This is a genomic window from Thiothrix eikelboomii (assembly GCF_900167255.1).
Taxonomy (GTDB): Bacteria; Pseudomonadota; Gammaproteobacteria; order Thiotrichales; family Thiotrichaceae; genus Thiolinea; species Thiolinea eikelboomii.
Window position 1 is genome coordinate 13033 of record NZ_FUYB01000006.1, and the last position, 15676, is coordinate 28708.

Annotated in this window: 12 protein-coding genes; 5 read left to right on the forward strand and 7 right to left on the reverse strand. The window is 45.6% G+C overall.

All coding sequences use genetic code 11. The features are described from left to right. From B5D50_RS08375 to glpD, 4 genes are read right to left on the reverse strand one after another with little or no spacing between them, the layout of a single operon-like run. Entirely contained in the window at nucleotides 1-870 is an 870-nt protein-coding gene (locus B5D50_RS08375; RefSeq protein ID WP_078922152.1) for a carbohydrate ABC transporter permease, read from the reverse strand. After that, a complete protein-coding gene (locus tag B5D50_RS08380; protein ID WP_078922153.1) occupies nucleotides 867-1958 on the reverse strand; it encodes an ABC transporter ATP-binding protein in 1092 nt (363 codons plus the stop codon). Before B5D50_RS08380 ends, B5D50_RS08375 begins: the two co-directional genes overlap by 4 nt. A gap of 1 nt (nucleotide 1959) precedes the next feature. Beyond that, a complete protein-coding gene (locus B5D50_RS08385) occupies nucleotides 1960-3054 on the reverse strand; it encodes an ABC transporter ATP-binding protein (RefSeq protein WP_078922154.1) in 1095 nt (364 codons plus the stop codon). Nucleotides 3055-3086: 32 nt separating this feature from the next. Then, nucleotides 3087-4595, reverse strand: coding sequence for a glycerol-3-phosphate dehydrogenase (gene glpD / locus B5D50_RS08390; protein WP_078922155.1), 1509 nt, complete (start codon nucleotides 4593-4595; stop codon nucleotides 3087-3089). A gap of 139 nt (nucleotides 4596-4734) precedes the next feature. On the opposite strand from glpD, the gene B5D50_RS08395 reads away from it, so the two are divergent. Next, complete coding sequence (locus B5D50_RS08395; protein WP_078922156.1) at nucleotides 4735-5496, forward strand: DeoR/GlpR family DNA-binding transcription regulator; 762 nt, start codon at nucleotides 4735-4737, stop codon at nucleotides 5494-5496. Here B5D50_RS08395 and B5D50_RS08400 read toward each other — a convergent pair. Continuing rightward, entirely contained in the window at nucleotides 5493-7262 is a 1770-nt protein-coding gene (locus B5D50_RS08400; RefSeq protein WP_078922157.1) for an ABC transporter ATP-binding protein, read from the reverse strand. The genes B5D50_RS08395 and B5D50_RS08400 overlap by 4 nt on opposite strands. Before the next feature lie 143 nt (nucleotides 7263-7405). Here B5D50_RS08400 and B5D50_RS08405 point away from each other — a divergent pair, with 143 nt between their 5' ends. Continuing rightward, entirely contained in the window at nucleotides 7406-8617 is a 1212-nt protein-coding gene (locus B5D50_RS08405; RefSeq protein ID WP_078922158.1) for a BtaA family protein, read from the forward strand. 2 nt (nucleotides 8618-8619) lie between these two features. Beyond that, the gene (locus tag B5D50_RS08410) at nucleotides 8620-9327 is read left to right on the forward strand and encodes a class I SAM-dependent methyltransferase (protein ID WP_078922159.1); all 708 of its coding nucleotides are present in this window, start codon (nucleotides 8620-8622) and stop codon (nucleotides 9325-9327) included. A gap of 48 nt (nucleotides 9328-9375) precedes the next feature. Here B5D50_RS08410 and B5D50_RS08415 read toward each other — a convergent pair whose 3' ends face one another. Together B5D50_RS08415 and B5D50_RS08420 are read right to left on the reverse strand one after the other, a co-directional pair. Beyond that, nucleotides 9376-10725, reverse strand: coding sequence for an ABC1 kinase family protein (locus tag B5D50_RS08415; protein ID WP_078922160.1), 1350 nt, complete (start codon nucleotides 10723-10725; stop codon nucleotides 9376-9378). Nucleotides 10726-10939: 214 nt separating this feature from the next. After that, on the reverse strand, nucleotides 10940-11461 hold the full coding sequence (locus tag B5D50_RS08420) for an ecotin family protein (protein WP_078922161.1): 522 nt from the start codon (nucleotides 11459-11461) through the stop codon (nucleotides 10940-10942). Nucleotides 11462-11732: 271 nt separating this feature from the next. Between B5D50_RS08420 and B5D50_RS08425 the strand changes: the two genes are divergently transcribed. Together B5D50_RS08425 and B5D50_RS08430 are read left to right on the forward strand one after the other, a co-directional pair. Continuing rightward, nucleotides 11733-13589 (forward strand): PhoX family protein, encoded by a 1857-nt coding sequence (locus B5D50_RS08425; RefSeq protein ID WP_143594299.1) that lies wholly within the window; start codon nucleotides 11733-11735, stop codon nucleotides 13587-13589. 89 nt (nucleotides 13590-13678) lie between these two features. Beyond that, on the forward strand, nucleotides 13679-15652 hold the full coding sequence (locus tag B5D50_RS08430; protein WP_078922162.1) for a hypothetical protein: 1974 nt from the start codon (nucleotides 13679-13681) through the stop codon (nucleotides 15650-15652). Nucleotides 15653-15676 lie beyond the last annotated feature (24 nt).

Consider the following 15676-nt stretch of genomic DNA (forward strand, 5'->3'; position numbering starts at 1 on the left):
TTAGCGCTCCTGCTTATCAAGGTTAGTCATGATGGTATAAAATACCCAGCTCAGTAACAGAATGATTAAGAAGTAAACTAACGAGAAAGCCGCCGCAGGGCCTAAGTCGAATTGCCCAATCGCCATTTTTACTAAGTCAATCGACAAGAAGGTGGTTGCATTCCCTGGTCCCCCGCCCGTGACTACAAATGGCTCGGTATAAATCATAAAGCTATCCATAAAACGCAAGAGCACCGCAATTAATAAAACGCCGCGCATTTTTGGTAATTGGATATAGCGGAAAATAGCCCATTTGCTAGCGCCATCAATACGTGCTGCTTGATAATAGGCTTCAGGAATAGATTGCAAGCCAGCATAGCATAATAAGGCCACTAAAGAAGTCCAATGCCAGACATCCATGATAATAACCGTGAACCAAGCATCTCCAATATCACGGGTATAATTATAATCAATCCCAAGTTTGTTCGCAGCAGCCCCGAGTAAACCAATATCAACTCGTCCGAAAATCTGCCAAATTGTACCGACAACATTCCAAGGAATTAATAAGGGTAAGGACATTAAGACTAAGCATACAGAAATTGACCAGCCTTTTTTCGGCATATTCATGGCAATAAAAATACCTAGCGGGATTTCAATTAACAGAATAATACCGCTGAATAAAAACTGCCGACCTAAGGCATCATGAAAGCGCTCAGAATTAACAATCTCTTCAAACCACTGTAAACCCGCCCAGAAAAATTGATTATTGCCGAAGGTATCTTGAACGGAGTAATTCACCACCGTCATTAATGGAATGACTGCACTGAAGGCCACTAAGAGTACGACCGGCAAAACCATCCACCAAGCTTTATTATTCCAGGTTTTATTCATGCGGAAGCCTCCTGTTTGAGTCGCCAGCCATTGGCATAGAGATGAATATGCCTCGGATCAAGGGTGAGATATTTATAATCCACGGAAACTGGCTGATCTTCAGGGATGACAATATTGATTTCTCGGCCTTGATAATCTGCCCGTGCAATTTTATGCCGCCCAATGTCTTCAATCCGCTTGATAGTCACCGTTAGGCTATGCGCAGAGGGAATAGGGCTGAGTTGGGTAAATTCAGGCCGAATTCCTAATTCAAGCTTATCGCCCGGCTGGCTGATGTAGCGTGTGGTTAACGCAAGGCTCTGCCCATTCAGATAGGCGGTTGCTCCCTCTAAACTCACAGGTAGAACATTCATCCCTGGGCTGCCAATGAAATAACCGACGAAAGTATGTTCAGGGCGTTCAAAGAGTTCTTGAGGGGTGCCGATTTGCACCACATAGCCGTCATACATCACCACAACTTGATCGGCAAAGGTCAAGGCTTCGGTTTGATCATGGGTGACATAAATCATGGTGCGATTTAAACGTTGATGCAGGGCTTTGAGCTGCATGCGTAATAGCCATTTTAAATGCGGGTCAATCACTGTTAGTGGTTCATCAAATAAAATGGCTGCAACATCTTGGCGCACTAAACCCCGCCCTAAGGAAATTTTCTGCTTAGCATCTGCGGTTAAACCTCGTGCTTTTTTCTTTAAATCCGCCGTTAATTCCAGCATGTCAGCAATTTCGGCAACACGGGTTTTAATACTGGCTTCATCTTGCTTGCGGTTGCGCAAAGGGAAAGCGAGGTTGTCATAGACCGTCATCGTGTCGTAGACCACCGGAAATTGGAAAACTTGTGCAATCTGGCGCTGTTCAGTGGGTAGCTGGGTGACCTCTTGGCCATCGAAGAGCACTTGACCTTGGCTAGGAGTGAGTAGACCCGAGATAATATTGAGTAAGGTGGATTTGCCACAGCCAGAAGAGCCGAGTAGGGCATAAGCTTTACCATCTTCCCAGACCTGATCAATTTCTTTCAGGGCATAATCTTCCGGCTTTTGTGGATTCGGGAGATAGCTATGTGCCAGTTTTTTCAGATAAATCTCTGCCATACTAATTCCTTAGGCGCTCTGGGTGTGTAGACAGGCTAATCAGTGAGCCATCGGCGGCAAATACATAGAGATGTTTGGGGTCAACATAAGCGGTCAGGCCTGTGTTGGGGGCTGGCTCGTGAATCCCACTGAGCAAGGCTACCCAACGCTGTTCACCGTGCTTGAGATGCACAAAACTTTCTGAACCACTGATTTCTACGACGGTGACGGTCACCTGAAAACTCAAAGCATCAGGACTCGTGGGTGCTAAGCTTAAATGATTCGGACGAAAGCCCAAGCTATACACGGTATCCGCGAGATTGGTGAGGCCACCACTCGCTTGTAGTGTTTCCCCAGTATCAAATTTTAATTGATTACCCTGTTTACTGAGTTGCAAGAAATTCATCGGAGGATCAGAAAAGACCCGCGCTGTTGTCATCGAGTTTGGCTGGCGATACACCTCAAGCGTAGGCGCAAATTGGGTAAGTCGCCCTTCCCATAGGGTAGCCGTCTGCCCACCTAATAATAAGGCTTCAGTCGGTTCGGTGGTCGCATAAACAAAGACCGCACCGGAGGCCGTAAAGATGCGGGGTAATTCTTCGCGTAATTCCTCCCGCAGTTTGTAATCGAGATTCGCTAGTGGCTCATCCAATAACACTAAATCCGCTTCTTTCACTAAGGCACGAGCTAAGGCACAACGTTGCTGTTGTCCTCCCGATAGCTCTAAAGGTTTACGTTGCAGCATGGGCGTCAGCTTGAGTAACTCGGCGGCCGCTTGGACACGTTGGTCCAGTGCTTGGCGCTTCAAACCACGAATGCGTAAAGGCGAGGCGATATTCTCATAGACGGACATGGACGGGTAATTAATGAATTGCTGGTAGACCATTGCGATATTGCGTTCTTGCACGGGTTTGCCTGTCACATCTTGGCCTTGCCATAGCACTCGCCCAGTACTAGGTAGGTCTAAGCCTGCCATGAGGCGCATTAAGCTGGTTTTGCCAGACAAAGTAGGGCCGAGCAAAACATTCAAGCTGCCCGCTTCAAGGTGTAGATCGGTAGGATAAATATAAGTATCCCGCTCGACGACCTTGGACACTCGTTCCAGTGTCAAACTCATGAATTCTCTCCCTCCTCCTGATGGTCGCGTGCTTATTCTAGCCACGCTTGGAATGCTGCGCGCTGTTCTGCGGTCATCTGTAGCCCTAATTTGCTACGTCGCCACAAGATCGACTCTGCATCCCTCGCCCATTCTGTTTTACGTAAAAAATCAACTTCACGCTCTGTTAAAGTAGCACCAAACGGCTGACCTAAGTCGGCTAAACTTTTAGCATCACCCAATAAATCCCAAGCCCGCTTACCATAACGTCGCATTAAGCTTTGCGCCCAAGCTTGATCAACAAAGGGATAATCGTTTTGCAATTGCGCCACCAGCTGAGCCTGCTCGGCGAAGGCAAACTCTCCCCCAGGTAAAGGCGCATTGGCTGTCCAAGACGGTGTTGCGGTGGGGAGCCAAGCAGTTAATTTAGACAAAGCATCTTCGGCTAAGCGTCGGTAAGTGGTGATTTTACCACCGAACACATTCAGTAACGGCGCTTGCCCTTGTTCATCGTCCACCCGCAAAACATATTCACGGGTTGCAGCTTGTGCTTGATTCGCACCGTCGTCGTATAAAGGCCGCACTCCAGCATAACTCCAAACTACAGAGGTGCGTTGAATGGGTTGTTTGAAATACAAGCTGGCTGAGTCACATAGATATTGAGTTTCCTCTTCGGTGATCTGCACATGATCTAAGCTTGTTTGATGATCCACATCCGTGGTGCCGAGCAGGGTAAATGCTTGCTCATAAGGAATAGCAAACATAATGCGGCCATCGGTATTCTGGAAAAAATAAGCGCGATCATGTGCATACAGTTTCGGTACGACGATATGACTGCCACGCACTAAGCGCACATTATGTTGCTGCGTCGCTAACAGCTGAGCTTGATGCAATAAATGATCAATCCAAGGACCAGTGGCATTAACTAAAATTCGCGCTTGAATAGTTTCGTTTTGTTTCGTTTTTTGATTGTGAAGCGTAATTTGCCAAATCCCATTTTGACGCTGTGCACCCGTACAAGCGCTATGTACGCGAATAGTTGCTCCGCGCTGAGCTGCATCTAGCGCATTTAAAACCACTAAGCGAGCATCATCGACCCAACAATCGGAGTATTCGAAAGCAATTTCAAAATGGTCTTTCAGGGGAGCACTGAGTGCTGCATGTTGGTGAAGCTTCAGCGTTTTGGTTGGTGCGAGTTGTTTGCGCCCACCGATATGATCATAGAGAAATAAACCTAAACGAACCAACCAAGCAGGGCGGATAGCTTTATTATTGGGGAGGACAAACCGCATCGGCCAAATAATATGCGGTGCATTGTTTAACAGGATTTCGCGTTCTGAAAGTGCGGCACGTACTAAACGAAACTCATAATATTCGAGATAACGCAGCCCACCATGAATTAATTTAGTACTAGCAGACGAAGTACCTTGAGCTAAATCACCTTGCTCGGCTAATAATACCTTTAAGCCACGGCCTGCTGCATCCCGTGCGATACCGCAGCCATTAATGCCGCCGCCAATCACAACTAGATCATAAAGCTCATGCGTGGGTGAATTTAACATCATACTATCCTGTGCTTGTTTATAGTGCGATGATGGTCGCTGTAAAGTATCTTCGTGAATTTTCGTTTTTGCAAGATTTATTTTCGTTATTTAGCTAGGCTTGAAGTTCAAGGCCGTAAACTTCGAGCAGGAGACCCGCATGCAGCTTTCATTACGACAACAGCAAATTATGAGTTTAGCCCGTAGCGCCGAGCGGGTTTTGGTGGATGAACTGGTCACAACCTTTGAGCTGACACCACAAACGATCCGTAAAGATTTGAATGAACTGTGTGAGGCGGGGCTGTTAGCACGGGTACATGGTGGCGCTTTATTGCCTTCTGGGGTGGCAAATGTTGGGTATGAGCAGCGGCGGAATATGGCCTCAGAAGAAAAGCGGCTACTGGGGGAATTATGTGCCGCGCAAATTCCCAATAATAGTTCCTTATTTATTAATATTGGCACGACCACGGAAGCAGTCGCCCGCGCTTTATTGACCCATCAGAATTTAATGGTCATCACCAATAATTTAAACGTAGCGAATATCCTGATTCAGAATCCCAGTTTTGAAATTATTATTGCTGGGGGCGTCTTACGGCATACTGATGGTGGGGTGATTGGTGAGGCGACTGTGGATTTCGTTAAGCAGTTTAAATTGGATTATGCCGTGGTTGGGGCTTCCGCTTTAGATGAGGAGGGAGCCTTGCTTGATTTTGATTATCGTGAAGTGCGTGTCACGCAAGCGATTTTGAGTAATGCGCGCGAGCGTTTTTTGGTAACGGATAAAACTAAGCTCGAGCGTAATGCACCCGTAAGGGTAGGGCATGCTTCGCAATTAACCGGGTTATTTATTGATGAGCTCACTCGGCCAAAGGTAGCCCAAGTCTGCGCCCAGCATGGGGTGCAGGTGTATTCTTTGGTTTAATCTAAATTCAAGAACTCCCCACTTTGATGTTGCCACATGCGATAGTAATGGCCTTGTTTAGCCAGTAATTCAGTATGTGTGCCTTGCTCTAAAATACGGCCATTGGCGAGCACGACAATCCGATCCATGCGTAGAATGGTGGAGAGGCGATGGGCAATCACGATGGCTGTTTTATTTTCAATCAATTCAAAAATAGCGGTTTGAATCTGCTGTTCGGTGAGGGAGTCGAGTGCACTGGTGGCCTCATCTAAGACCACAATCGGGGCTTGTTGTAATAAGGCGCGAGCAATTGCAATGCGCTGCTTTTCACCACCGGAGAGTTTGACACCCCGTTCACCCACTAAGGTATTAAATTTTTCAGGTAATTGTTCAATAAAATCTAAAGCCTGAGCTTGGCGAGCGACTCGTTCTAACTCTTCGGTACTGACTGACTTGCCTAGCAGAATATTATCTTTAATACTGCGATGAAACAGTTCGGGCTGTTGTGGCACTAGGGCGATTTGCTGGCGTAAGGACGCAAGAGTGAAGCGCTTGATCGGTATGTCATCAATCAATAACTCACCTTGTTGTGGATCAACAAAACGGAATAAAAGCTTAGTAATGGAAGTTTTACCCGAGCCAGAATGCCCTACGAGTGCTAACTTTTCCCCCGCTTGAATAGTTAAATTAAAATCTTCAAATAAACCACTCGTGGCTACGGTACTACCGGCTTTGGTTTGACGATAATTAAAATAAATTTGTTTGAATTCAATTTTTCCATGCCGAATGGTTTGGGCTTGAGCTTCGCTAGTATCTTGTTCGAGTTGTTGGTTTTGAATGATGTTCGCCATCTCACGAGCATCGGCAATAGAGCTGAATAAAGAACGAAAGCTTTGCCCAAATTCCCATAAATGCCGTAATAAAACTAATAGAATAGTTTGAAATAAAACATATTGGCCGACTTCAAATTGACCTTGCCTCCAATCTTGAATCATATTGTAAACTAAAATAAACTCAATGGAAGAAGTTAAAATCGCTTGCACCGCAAAAGAAATGAACATCAGTATCCAAGCGAAACGGCGCTTTTTGTATAAAATCCTAGCGAAATGACGAACATTAGCTTGTTCATGCGACTCGAGAGCAAAGCTCTTTAAAACGGCAATATTGCTAATGCTATCTGAGTAAAGGCCACCTAATTTTGAATCCCATTCGGCAACTTGTTCATCATATTTTAACTTCCATAAAGAAAATCCTAAATTCCAAGCAATAAACAGAATAATAAAAATCAGAAAGTAGGCAGCTAATAGCGGGTCTTGTTGAAAAAATAAAAATAAGGCAATACTGGTCGCTAAGACTTTGCTATATAGCTGAAATATCAGCCAATCGGTCAGGCTTTCAAAAGAGCGAGTAAAGCGCGAAGCTTGCTTGACCAAGCTACCTGCAAAGTTATTTTCAAAAAACCGATAAGGCTGCTTAAGTAAGACCTCAAAGCAAAAGGAATCTAAATAGCGCATTCCACCCGCTTCCAGTGGGATAATGCCAAATTCTAGCGCTCGCCAGATCAACCATTCCAGCATAAAAGCCAGCGCTAGATAGAGCAGATTTTGCATTAAAACCTGAGCGGTCGCCTCACTGACAGGCAGTGCGAAGGCATTCGCCATATTTTTAAAAATCAGTGGAATCAGCAGTTCGATGCTCACCGCCGCCGTAATCGCCAGCAATACTAGGCTGAGCCACCAACGTTGTCGCCACCATAAGCGGGCGTATTCTTTGAGTACTATTAGCATCTATGCACCTCCACGGAGGCGTTAGTTTAACGAATAATACTTAGCCTGCTGTGTTTTTTAATAAAATCGTCATCTGTTTGTCATCGAGACTTCATTGCAGGGCTGCATCATTCTGAAATATTTATAAAAATGGAAAATTCAACATGACGCATTCAATCGCTCTGCGTAATGCCGTTCACCAGCATGCACCTAGCTCAATGATGGGGATGCAGCAGCGCCTATTCAGTACCTGGTTTGATAGTTTTATATATAACCAAATTTGGGAAGACCCCGTGGTTGACCTACAAGCACTACAACTGAATACAGATAGCCGCTTGCTCACGATTGCTTCTGGTGGCTGTAATGTTCTGAATTACTTAACGGCTAGCCCAGCACAAATCACTGCGATTGATTTGAATCCTTATCATTTATCACTGACGCGCCTAAAGCTTGCAGCTTTGCAATATTTACCGAATCATAAAAGTTTTTATGATTTCTTCGGTTATGCAGATCGTGCTTCTAATCTAGATAATTATTATAATTATATTCAACCACAGCTTAACCCTGAGTTAGTGGCTTTCTGGGGCAAATCTCAGTTATTAGGTTCAGCTAGAGTTAAAATGTTTACTAAAGGTTTATATAAGCAAACCCGTTTTGGCTATTTCATGCGTTGCTTGCATTGGTTAGGTGAGCGGATTGATTGCAAGCCCAGTTTGCTATTAAAAGCAAATAGCTTATATGAACAAGAGGTAATTTTTAATCGACATATTGCCCCCTTCTTTGATAATAAACTGGTAAATTTCCTAGGCAAACTACCTATGTCGGTATTTAGCTTAGGGATTCCACCCCAACAATATGCTGCGATGAAAGCAGATGGCAATTTAGTGCAGCAATATCGTGAGCGAGTAAAGCGTTTAGCCTGTGATTTTCCGATTAGAGATAATTATTTTGCTTGGCAAGCCTTTAGTCATAATTATGATCATACTAAGCGTCTAGCCTTACCTGCTTATTTGAAAATAGATAATTATCAGTTAATTAAAGAGCAGCTGCCTAAGGTTGAAACACAGTTTGGTTCTATTCTCGATTATCTAAAAACACAACCTAAGCAAAGCTATGACCGTTTTGTATTGCTAGATGCCCAGGATTGGATGACTGATGCAGTACTCATTGAGTTATGGACAGAAATTCTAAGAGTTGCTAAACCGGGGACACGAGTGATTTTCCGTACTGCTGCGACTCATTCACCTCTAGAATCTGCCTTACCAGCTGAGTTATTGAAGTATTTTGTTTATGAAGCAGCCGAATCAGCGCGTTTATTCAAACAGGATCGTTCAGCGATTTATGGCGGTTTTCACTTATATCGTTTGGCTGCTTGAGTATGGACAGTTTAGATGCCAGCTTACGGATGGATCAACAATACCGCTATCAGCGTTATATTTATGATTTGTCGAGAAAATATTATTTGTTAGGCCGCGATACGCTCTTAAAGGATTTGCCGATCCAAGCGGATGAGGCGGTGTTAGAAATAGGCTGTGGTACAGGGCGGAATTTAGTGAAGTTGGCTTATCGCTATCCGGCAGCCCGTTTCTATGGTGTAGATGCTTCTAACCTGATGCTAGCTAGGGCTGAAAAGAATCTTCAACGTACTCTGTATGCTCATTCGATTCAGCTCCACCAAGGTTTAGCTGAGCAGATTAGCTGGCGTGATTTGGGTTTAGATGAACCCTTGGATCACATTATCTTCTCTTATGTGCTGTCGATGATTCCGGGTTGGCCAGCAGTGTTAGAGCATGCCCTGACTTTACTTAAACCACAAGGCTGTTTACATATTGTGGATTTTTCTGATCAAGCCGAGCTGCCTCGGTGGTTTCGAACAGCACTATTCACTTGGCTGACTTGGTTTAATGTTCACCCTGAACCCAGAATTTTGCAGAGTTTAGAAGAACTCGCCATGTTTTCAGGGGCGAACTTAAAAATTAAGCATTTGTCCGGGCGGTATGCATTTTTAGCTGTATATCGTAAACAGGACTCTCATTTTGAGCCACCCTCGAAGTTGCCGCAGATGACAAATTATTTAGGTATTTGACTGAAGGATATGCTGTTTGAATAGCAAGACATTCAGTTTGCCGCAAATTTAATGCAAGTAAGGTAAAAAGAGGCTGCGTACATCCACTTTGGCGCGTAATTTCGCCGCTAATAAGTACAAGCCACCTAGTTTGCGGTGCAAAAATAGTGCATCCGCAGGGGGCGTATGCCAATAACCTTGCTCCATACTGAGCACTAAGCCTGCATCACGAATCCGCCCGGCTAAACTGGAGGCACCAAAGTCATACACGCCTTGCCAGCGTAAAGGTTCACAGGCTTGCGTAAAGAGATCAATGACGGCTTCACGCTGTTTAGGGTGAATCGCTGCTTGGAAAAAGCCAATATCTGCGGCAGCGGTATCCATTTTGGCACGATCATATTCAACAGCACCTTGCATCAGTTGGCGATAGGCTTCTGCAATCGCCGCTGGGTAGGCGCGAGTCGCCCCAAAGTCGAGCAGAATGAGTTGCTGATTCCTTTGGTCGTAGCGGTAATTAGCGAAATTCGGGTCGGTTTGAATTAAGCGGAATTCAAAAATCTCACGAAAGAGCAGGGCTAATAGCCAAGTCATCACTTGATCCCGCTCAGTTTGGGAGGCATAAGAAATGGCTTCAATCGGTACGCCACCCATAAATGACATGGCTAAAATGTTGGGAGTGGTTAACTCCTCACAAACCGTCGGCAAAGTATAATGTGGGCTATCTGCCAGTAAACTTTGATACTGCCGCATATAACCAGCCTCACGCAGGTAGTCGGCTTCTTGATGCAACTGGCGTTTGGCTTCATCCAATAAAGGTTGGTAATCAAGGCCTTTGGGGATCAAACCCGCAAGGCGCAACAAAGTAGCGACATTATCGACATCACTATCAATACTGGCACGTACCCCCGGATATTGAATTTTTAAGGCAAGGTGACGAGCATCTTGGGTGTGTGCCTCATGGACTTGGCCGATGGAGGCTGCCGCTAAAGGTTGCAAGCTAAACTGACGGAATTTAGTTTTCCAGTCTTTACCCCAGTTTTCTTCTAAGACTTTAGATAATTGCAGCAGTGGCATCGGTTGGGCATCAGCCCGTAAACGCCCAAAAATTTCAGCAAGTTCGGCAGGTAATAGATCGCCAGCATCCATTGAAAGCAGTTGACCCACTTTCATTGCCGCACCGCGTAACCGTGCCAGTTCATCAGCGACCCGTTTTGCATTGGCGGGAGTCATTAGCAACTCTCCCATCGAGGGACGATTACCTTGTGCAAGTTGACGTGCACCTTCAGCCAGCATGCCGCCTGCAACACCCGTGGCTAAAGAGCCAAGGCGAGCGAGCCGGGCAATCCGACCTGCCGGTACACTAGCGGTATCTTGAGCCTTGCTATTGTCTGACTCAGGTGTAGAGGGGGTAGTAGTCATAACCAACCTTGTCACTTGCATTAAGCACTTAAACGCATTGATTTAAGTGCTAGGTATTTGTTGTTTGGTCGAGCTAGGGCGACACGGCTTCAAACAATCGTTCAGTCAATTGCTCAGCTCCTCCTAACTCGTGTCTTACTTTTTACGCCAGCTCAAAGGGGGTTGGCAAGTAGTCTAACTCGTTGGGTAGGAACTGAGTTTTAATTGTTTGCAGTTATTCAGGTTTGGCAGTGCCACGGTGCTGTGGTACAAACACTTCGTAGTTCACCGTAAAACCTTTTGGCACATAATAAACTAAGGGCATTCTGCTATTGTAAGTCAGGGTTTGCTGAGCTGAAGTCACCGGTACAAATCTCATCTGTGAGCTATTCGGTGGGCAAGCCATCATCGTCGACATGGCTTTACCATCGGTGCGTAAGACATAGAAATCATAGCCCCAACCTTGAGCTGTTTTAGTTTCTAACTCACCACTATATGCACGGGTATTGCAGTCAACCTGAGTATGTTTACCCGGCGTGACGCGCACTAATAAGGTCGCTTCATTCTGCCGTTTGGGCAAACGAATCACGAGGCGATTATCATTAGGATGGGGTTTAGGGAAGGGTTTCATCGTCACACTCATGTCGACCGGACCGGGTGGTTGAACCGCAGGTGGGCTGGCAGCCTGGGTAATGGGTAAAATAGCTGTTGTGGCAGCCACGAAGAAACTAGCACTCATAAGTTTTAAAGCTGACATAAATTTCCTCTCGGGTGTGGTTATCAAAGCTTAAAAATAAATTCAGTTACCAACTAGACTGGTAAAGGTTTGATTAGTTTCTAAGTGTAGCTGTTTGGCGGAATAACAAGGCTGTTTATAACGCGATTTATGAAACTATTTATAGAGCTATTTATAAATAGTATGGCTATTTGCAAATTCACTGAATTGCTATCTTAGGTTCATACAATTGCAAAATTTCTTGCTTAGAGTAGCGGCATCTAACGATATAAATTGGAATAGGAAACCTGTGATGCAACCGCTGAAATTTTCAATGCTAAGCTTAGCAGTCGCCACCGCTTTAGTGGCTTGTGATGAGAGTGGGAATAGTCATTCGACTAAAACTTTCAAATCTATTGAGTTTAGTAGCACACCCGCTCCTGCGACAGCGGATGCAATGGCTAAAGCGCATACTGGCTCAGTGGCTACCGTGACGTATAGCGATGGTAGCACGGCACAATATCCACTGACTTATAACAAATTATTTGGGGTAAAAGATAAAGTCGGGGGCAATGCCCATGCTGCAGGTCAGTTGTATAACTACAAGATGGAAGCGATTAAAGACCCAATGGGGCAGCCCGTTATCGCGGAAACCCCCGATGCGAATAGCTTATTAAGTGTAGGTGGCAATTTATTTCTGGTGAACCACTTAGAATATGACTGGTTATTATCAGATGGTAGTACGGCATATAGCAAAGAGGGTTGGTATACACGGATGCCGATGAGCATGTTGTTGACCGCTTTAACGCAAGCTTCAGATGGGAAGCTCAGCATTAAGTCACAACGCCCGATTGATTTTGCCGGAGTCAATGGTTTATGGATTCCTTGTTTTGGTTCACAAACCCCGTGGAATACCCATTTAGGCTCAGAAGAAGATTACGATCTGCAATACAATCCCTTAGCTAGCAACTATACGACGACCACGGCGGGTCTGAAGGCTTTAAACGAGATCTACTATAAATCTGAGCAAACCGCCAATCCTTATCATCATGGTATTATTCCTGAAGTAACGGTCAATGCGGATGGGACGACCAAAGTCGTCAAGCATTACGCAATGGGGCGTGGTACTTGGGAAATGTCTAAAGTTATGCCCGATGGCAAGACCGCTTATTTTGGTGATGATGGCACGCACGGTCTAATGGCTCTGTTTGTTGCCGATAAGTCGGGTGATTTATCAGCAGGTACGATCTACGCTGCAAAATGGACGCAGACGAGTGCAGAGGCAGGCGGTAAAGCCAATTTAACTTGGGTAAAGCTTGGGCATGGTACGGATGCTGAAATTAAAGCCTTAGCCGATGCTGCAAGCTTCAGTAGTATTTTTGATGCAACCGCACCAACTAGCGGGGCTTGCCCAACAGGGTATAAGCGTGTGCGGGCGGGTTCGACGGCTGATGAATGTTTAATCGTGCGTTCGGGGCAAGATCAAGCAGCGGCTTTCTTAGAAACCCGTCGTTATGCTGCGCTCAAAGGGGCAACGACAGAGTTCACTAAAATGGAGGGCATTGCGGTCAATGCTAAAGATAAGCGCTTATATCTAGCCATGTCGGCGATTCGTGACAGCATGACCGATACCAGTGGCGAGCCTGCCAATGATATTAAATTAGCCAAAAACTCAGCGGGTGCAACGTATTCTGCCGATTTGCAAGCGGGTCAAAAAGACAGTGCAGGCAATGCCATCAATTCTGATTATGTTGCCACCAATATGTATGTCGAAGCGGCTTTGTTGGGTGAGCCACTGAGTGCAGCAGATGCTTTAGGTAATACCGCCAATCCAGAGAAAATCGCCAATACCGATAATATTTTCTTTGCTGAAAAGATGCGTACTTTATTTATCGGCGAAGATTCAGGCATGCATGTGAATAATTTCGTATGGGCGTATAACGTTGATACTAAAAAGTTAACCCGTATTTTGAGTGCTGTTGCAGGGGGTGAAAATACCGGCTTGCAAGTTCTTGAAGACCTCAATGGGCATGCTTATATCATGAGCAATAGCCAGCATCATGGTGATTGGGATACGGGGACGAATGCTGTGGTGGATGCTGCTTTAGCGAAGATCGACAAGTTCGATGCTAACATAGGTTATATCAGTGGTCTGCCCGCTATTAAGTAACTCATTTATATTCATTGCATAATAAAGTTTGAGTTCTCTTCTCTTCAGGTCGATGGTGCAAATCATCGACCTTTTTTATGGAATAAACGATGAAGACTCTGATCGGTTGGTTGGCGAGTAGTGCTTTGTTATTGAGTGCTTGTGATGAGCGAGCATGGTCAGTTGCTGAGAAATCGAGTGCAGGTGTTGGCTTACAAGGTTCTGTGATTAGCCCGCTGCGTTTTAGTAATCCCTATCCGCAGATTCCTGCACAGTGTTATACCGAAACTTCACGCGGTGCACAGAATACCTGTCAGTATTGCCATACCAATGCAGCCTATAAAGCGGGTTTAGGCAATAACAATCCGCAAGCTGGAGCTGAGCCACGGATTGGCAATTTTCAATTGGAATATGCCTATGCGCCTTATGATAACTATGCACCTTTAGCCAGTGTGAATCATTGGGAAAATACCTTAAAGCCTGAAGTGTTAAGCCAAGTCGTCACAAGCTTAGGCTTAGATCCCTCAACTTGGGATATGCAAACTTATCTTCGTAGTGATAATTGGCAAGCCGCTTTTCAGCAACGCAGTGGCGATTTAAGAGCTTGGGATGCAGGGGTACAAGCACCTTTTCGCTTATTTCCGGCACTAGATCCTCAAGACTTACCCGCTAAAGCCGATGGTTTTGTGCGCAGTATGCAAGCCAAGCATGGCTTTTTTCAGGATGAACACGGTTGGTTAACCGGTTGGCGGGCATTAAATTTTATGCCCTACGGGATTTTTACGCCGCTCACAGGATCGGTTTCGGGGGTTTATATCCGATTGCCTGCTAAGTTTATGCAGGATGAAACAGGACGTTTTGATTTAGCCGTTTATAAGGCGAATTTAGATTTATTGGAGCAAGCGATTCAAGATCGGCTCACCGCAGACAGCCCACAGCAGTATTGGGGTAAAGCTCATGATGTAAAGGTCGAGCGTGGTCTCTATCCGTTAGGTACTGAGTTTGCCCATCCTTTGCATTATGTTGATGTACAAGCAGATGGTTCAGACCCAAGTATCAGTCCATTTCCGGGTACGCGGAGTCGGCGGGTTAAAGAAATTCGTTATATGTATAAAGCTCGCCCTTGGCAACCGAGTCAGTTTCGCCCCGCAGAAAAAGCCGAGGGCAGTGGTATCTATGGTAATGATGAGCAAGGTTGGGTTGATAATGGAGCTGGGTGGTTACTCGCAGGCTTTATTGAGGATAAGCAGGGGGCTTTACGCCCACAAACCCGTGAAGAAATGATGCAATGTCTTGCTTGCCATAGTGGGATTACCCGCACTGAATTTCCGACCTTTACGTCCGGCACGGGCAATACGATAGATAGTACCTGGGCATTGGCCCGCAAATTTTCGAGTAGTTTAGGTTGGCAGGAGATGAATTACTTAAGCTATCAAGCGGATAAAACCGCTTTACCGAGTACAGTTCCCGGTCAAGCTCGGCAGGCTGATCCGATTAATCGGAACTTAGGCATGGGGGAGTTGCGTTATTTCTTAGAAACTGTCGTTGGTGCTAGCCTTTATGGTGAGATGCCAGCCTCCATTGAGGCATGGTTAGCCCACGAAATTCGTCAAGAACAGGGCTATAGTGCTGATTGGCCGAGTTTAATGAATGCGGATGCAACAGCCTTCCAACAGGTGCAAGACTTGCGTCAGCGTCTGATGCGTGAGTTAACAGCTAAAGGCAAACATCTGCAAGACAATGGCCATATTCAAGGCGTTTTTCTATATCCACCTCAACAAGACGCTTTGGCCGCTGCAGCTCGCTATCGACAAGTGGTTGTCAGCCAGCGTTATCACTTCGGTAAGGATGTATTTGCCATTACACCTTGGGCGTATCGGCATTTCCGTGAACCGATTGAGGCGCTGACTAAAGTCGATGGTACGCCTTACCAAACGGGTGAATTAATTACCGAACGAGCGGTTGAGCTGGATGACCCAGCAAGCTTTACCTACCGAGCAGGCAATACCCGCACGGGCATAGATGAAAGTCGCCCCTATCCGGTAGGTAATTATAATCCAGAGTATTTGCCGCTTTTGAAATAATCATCTGATTACTCATGAGTAATC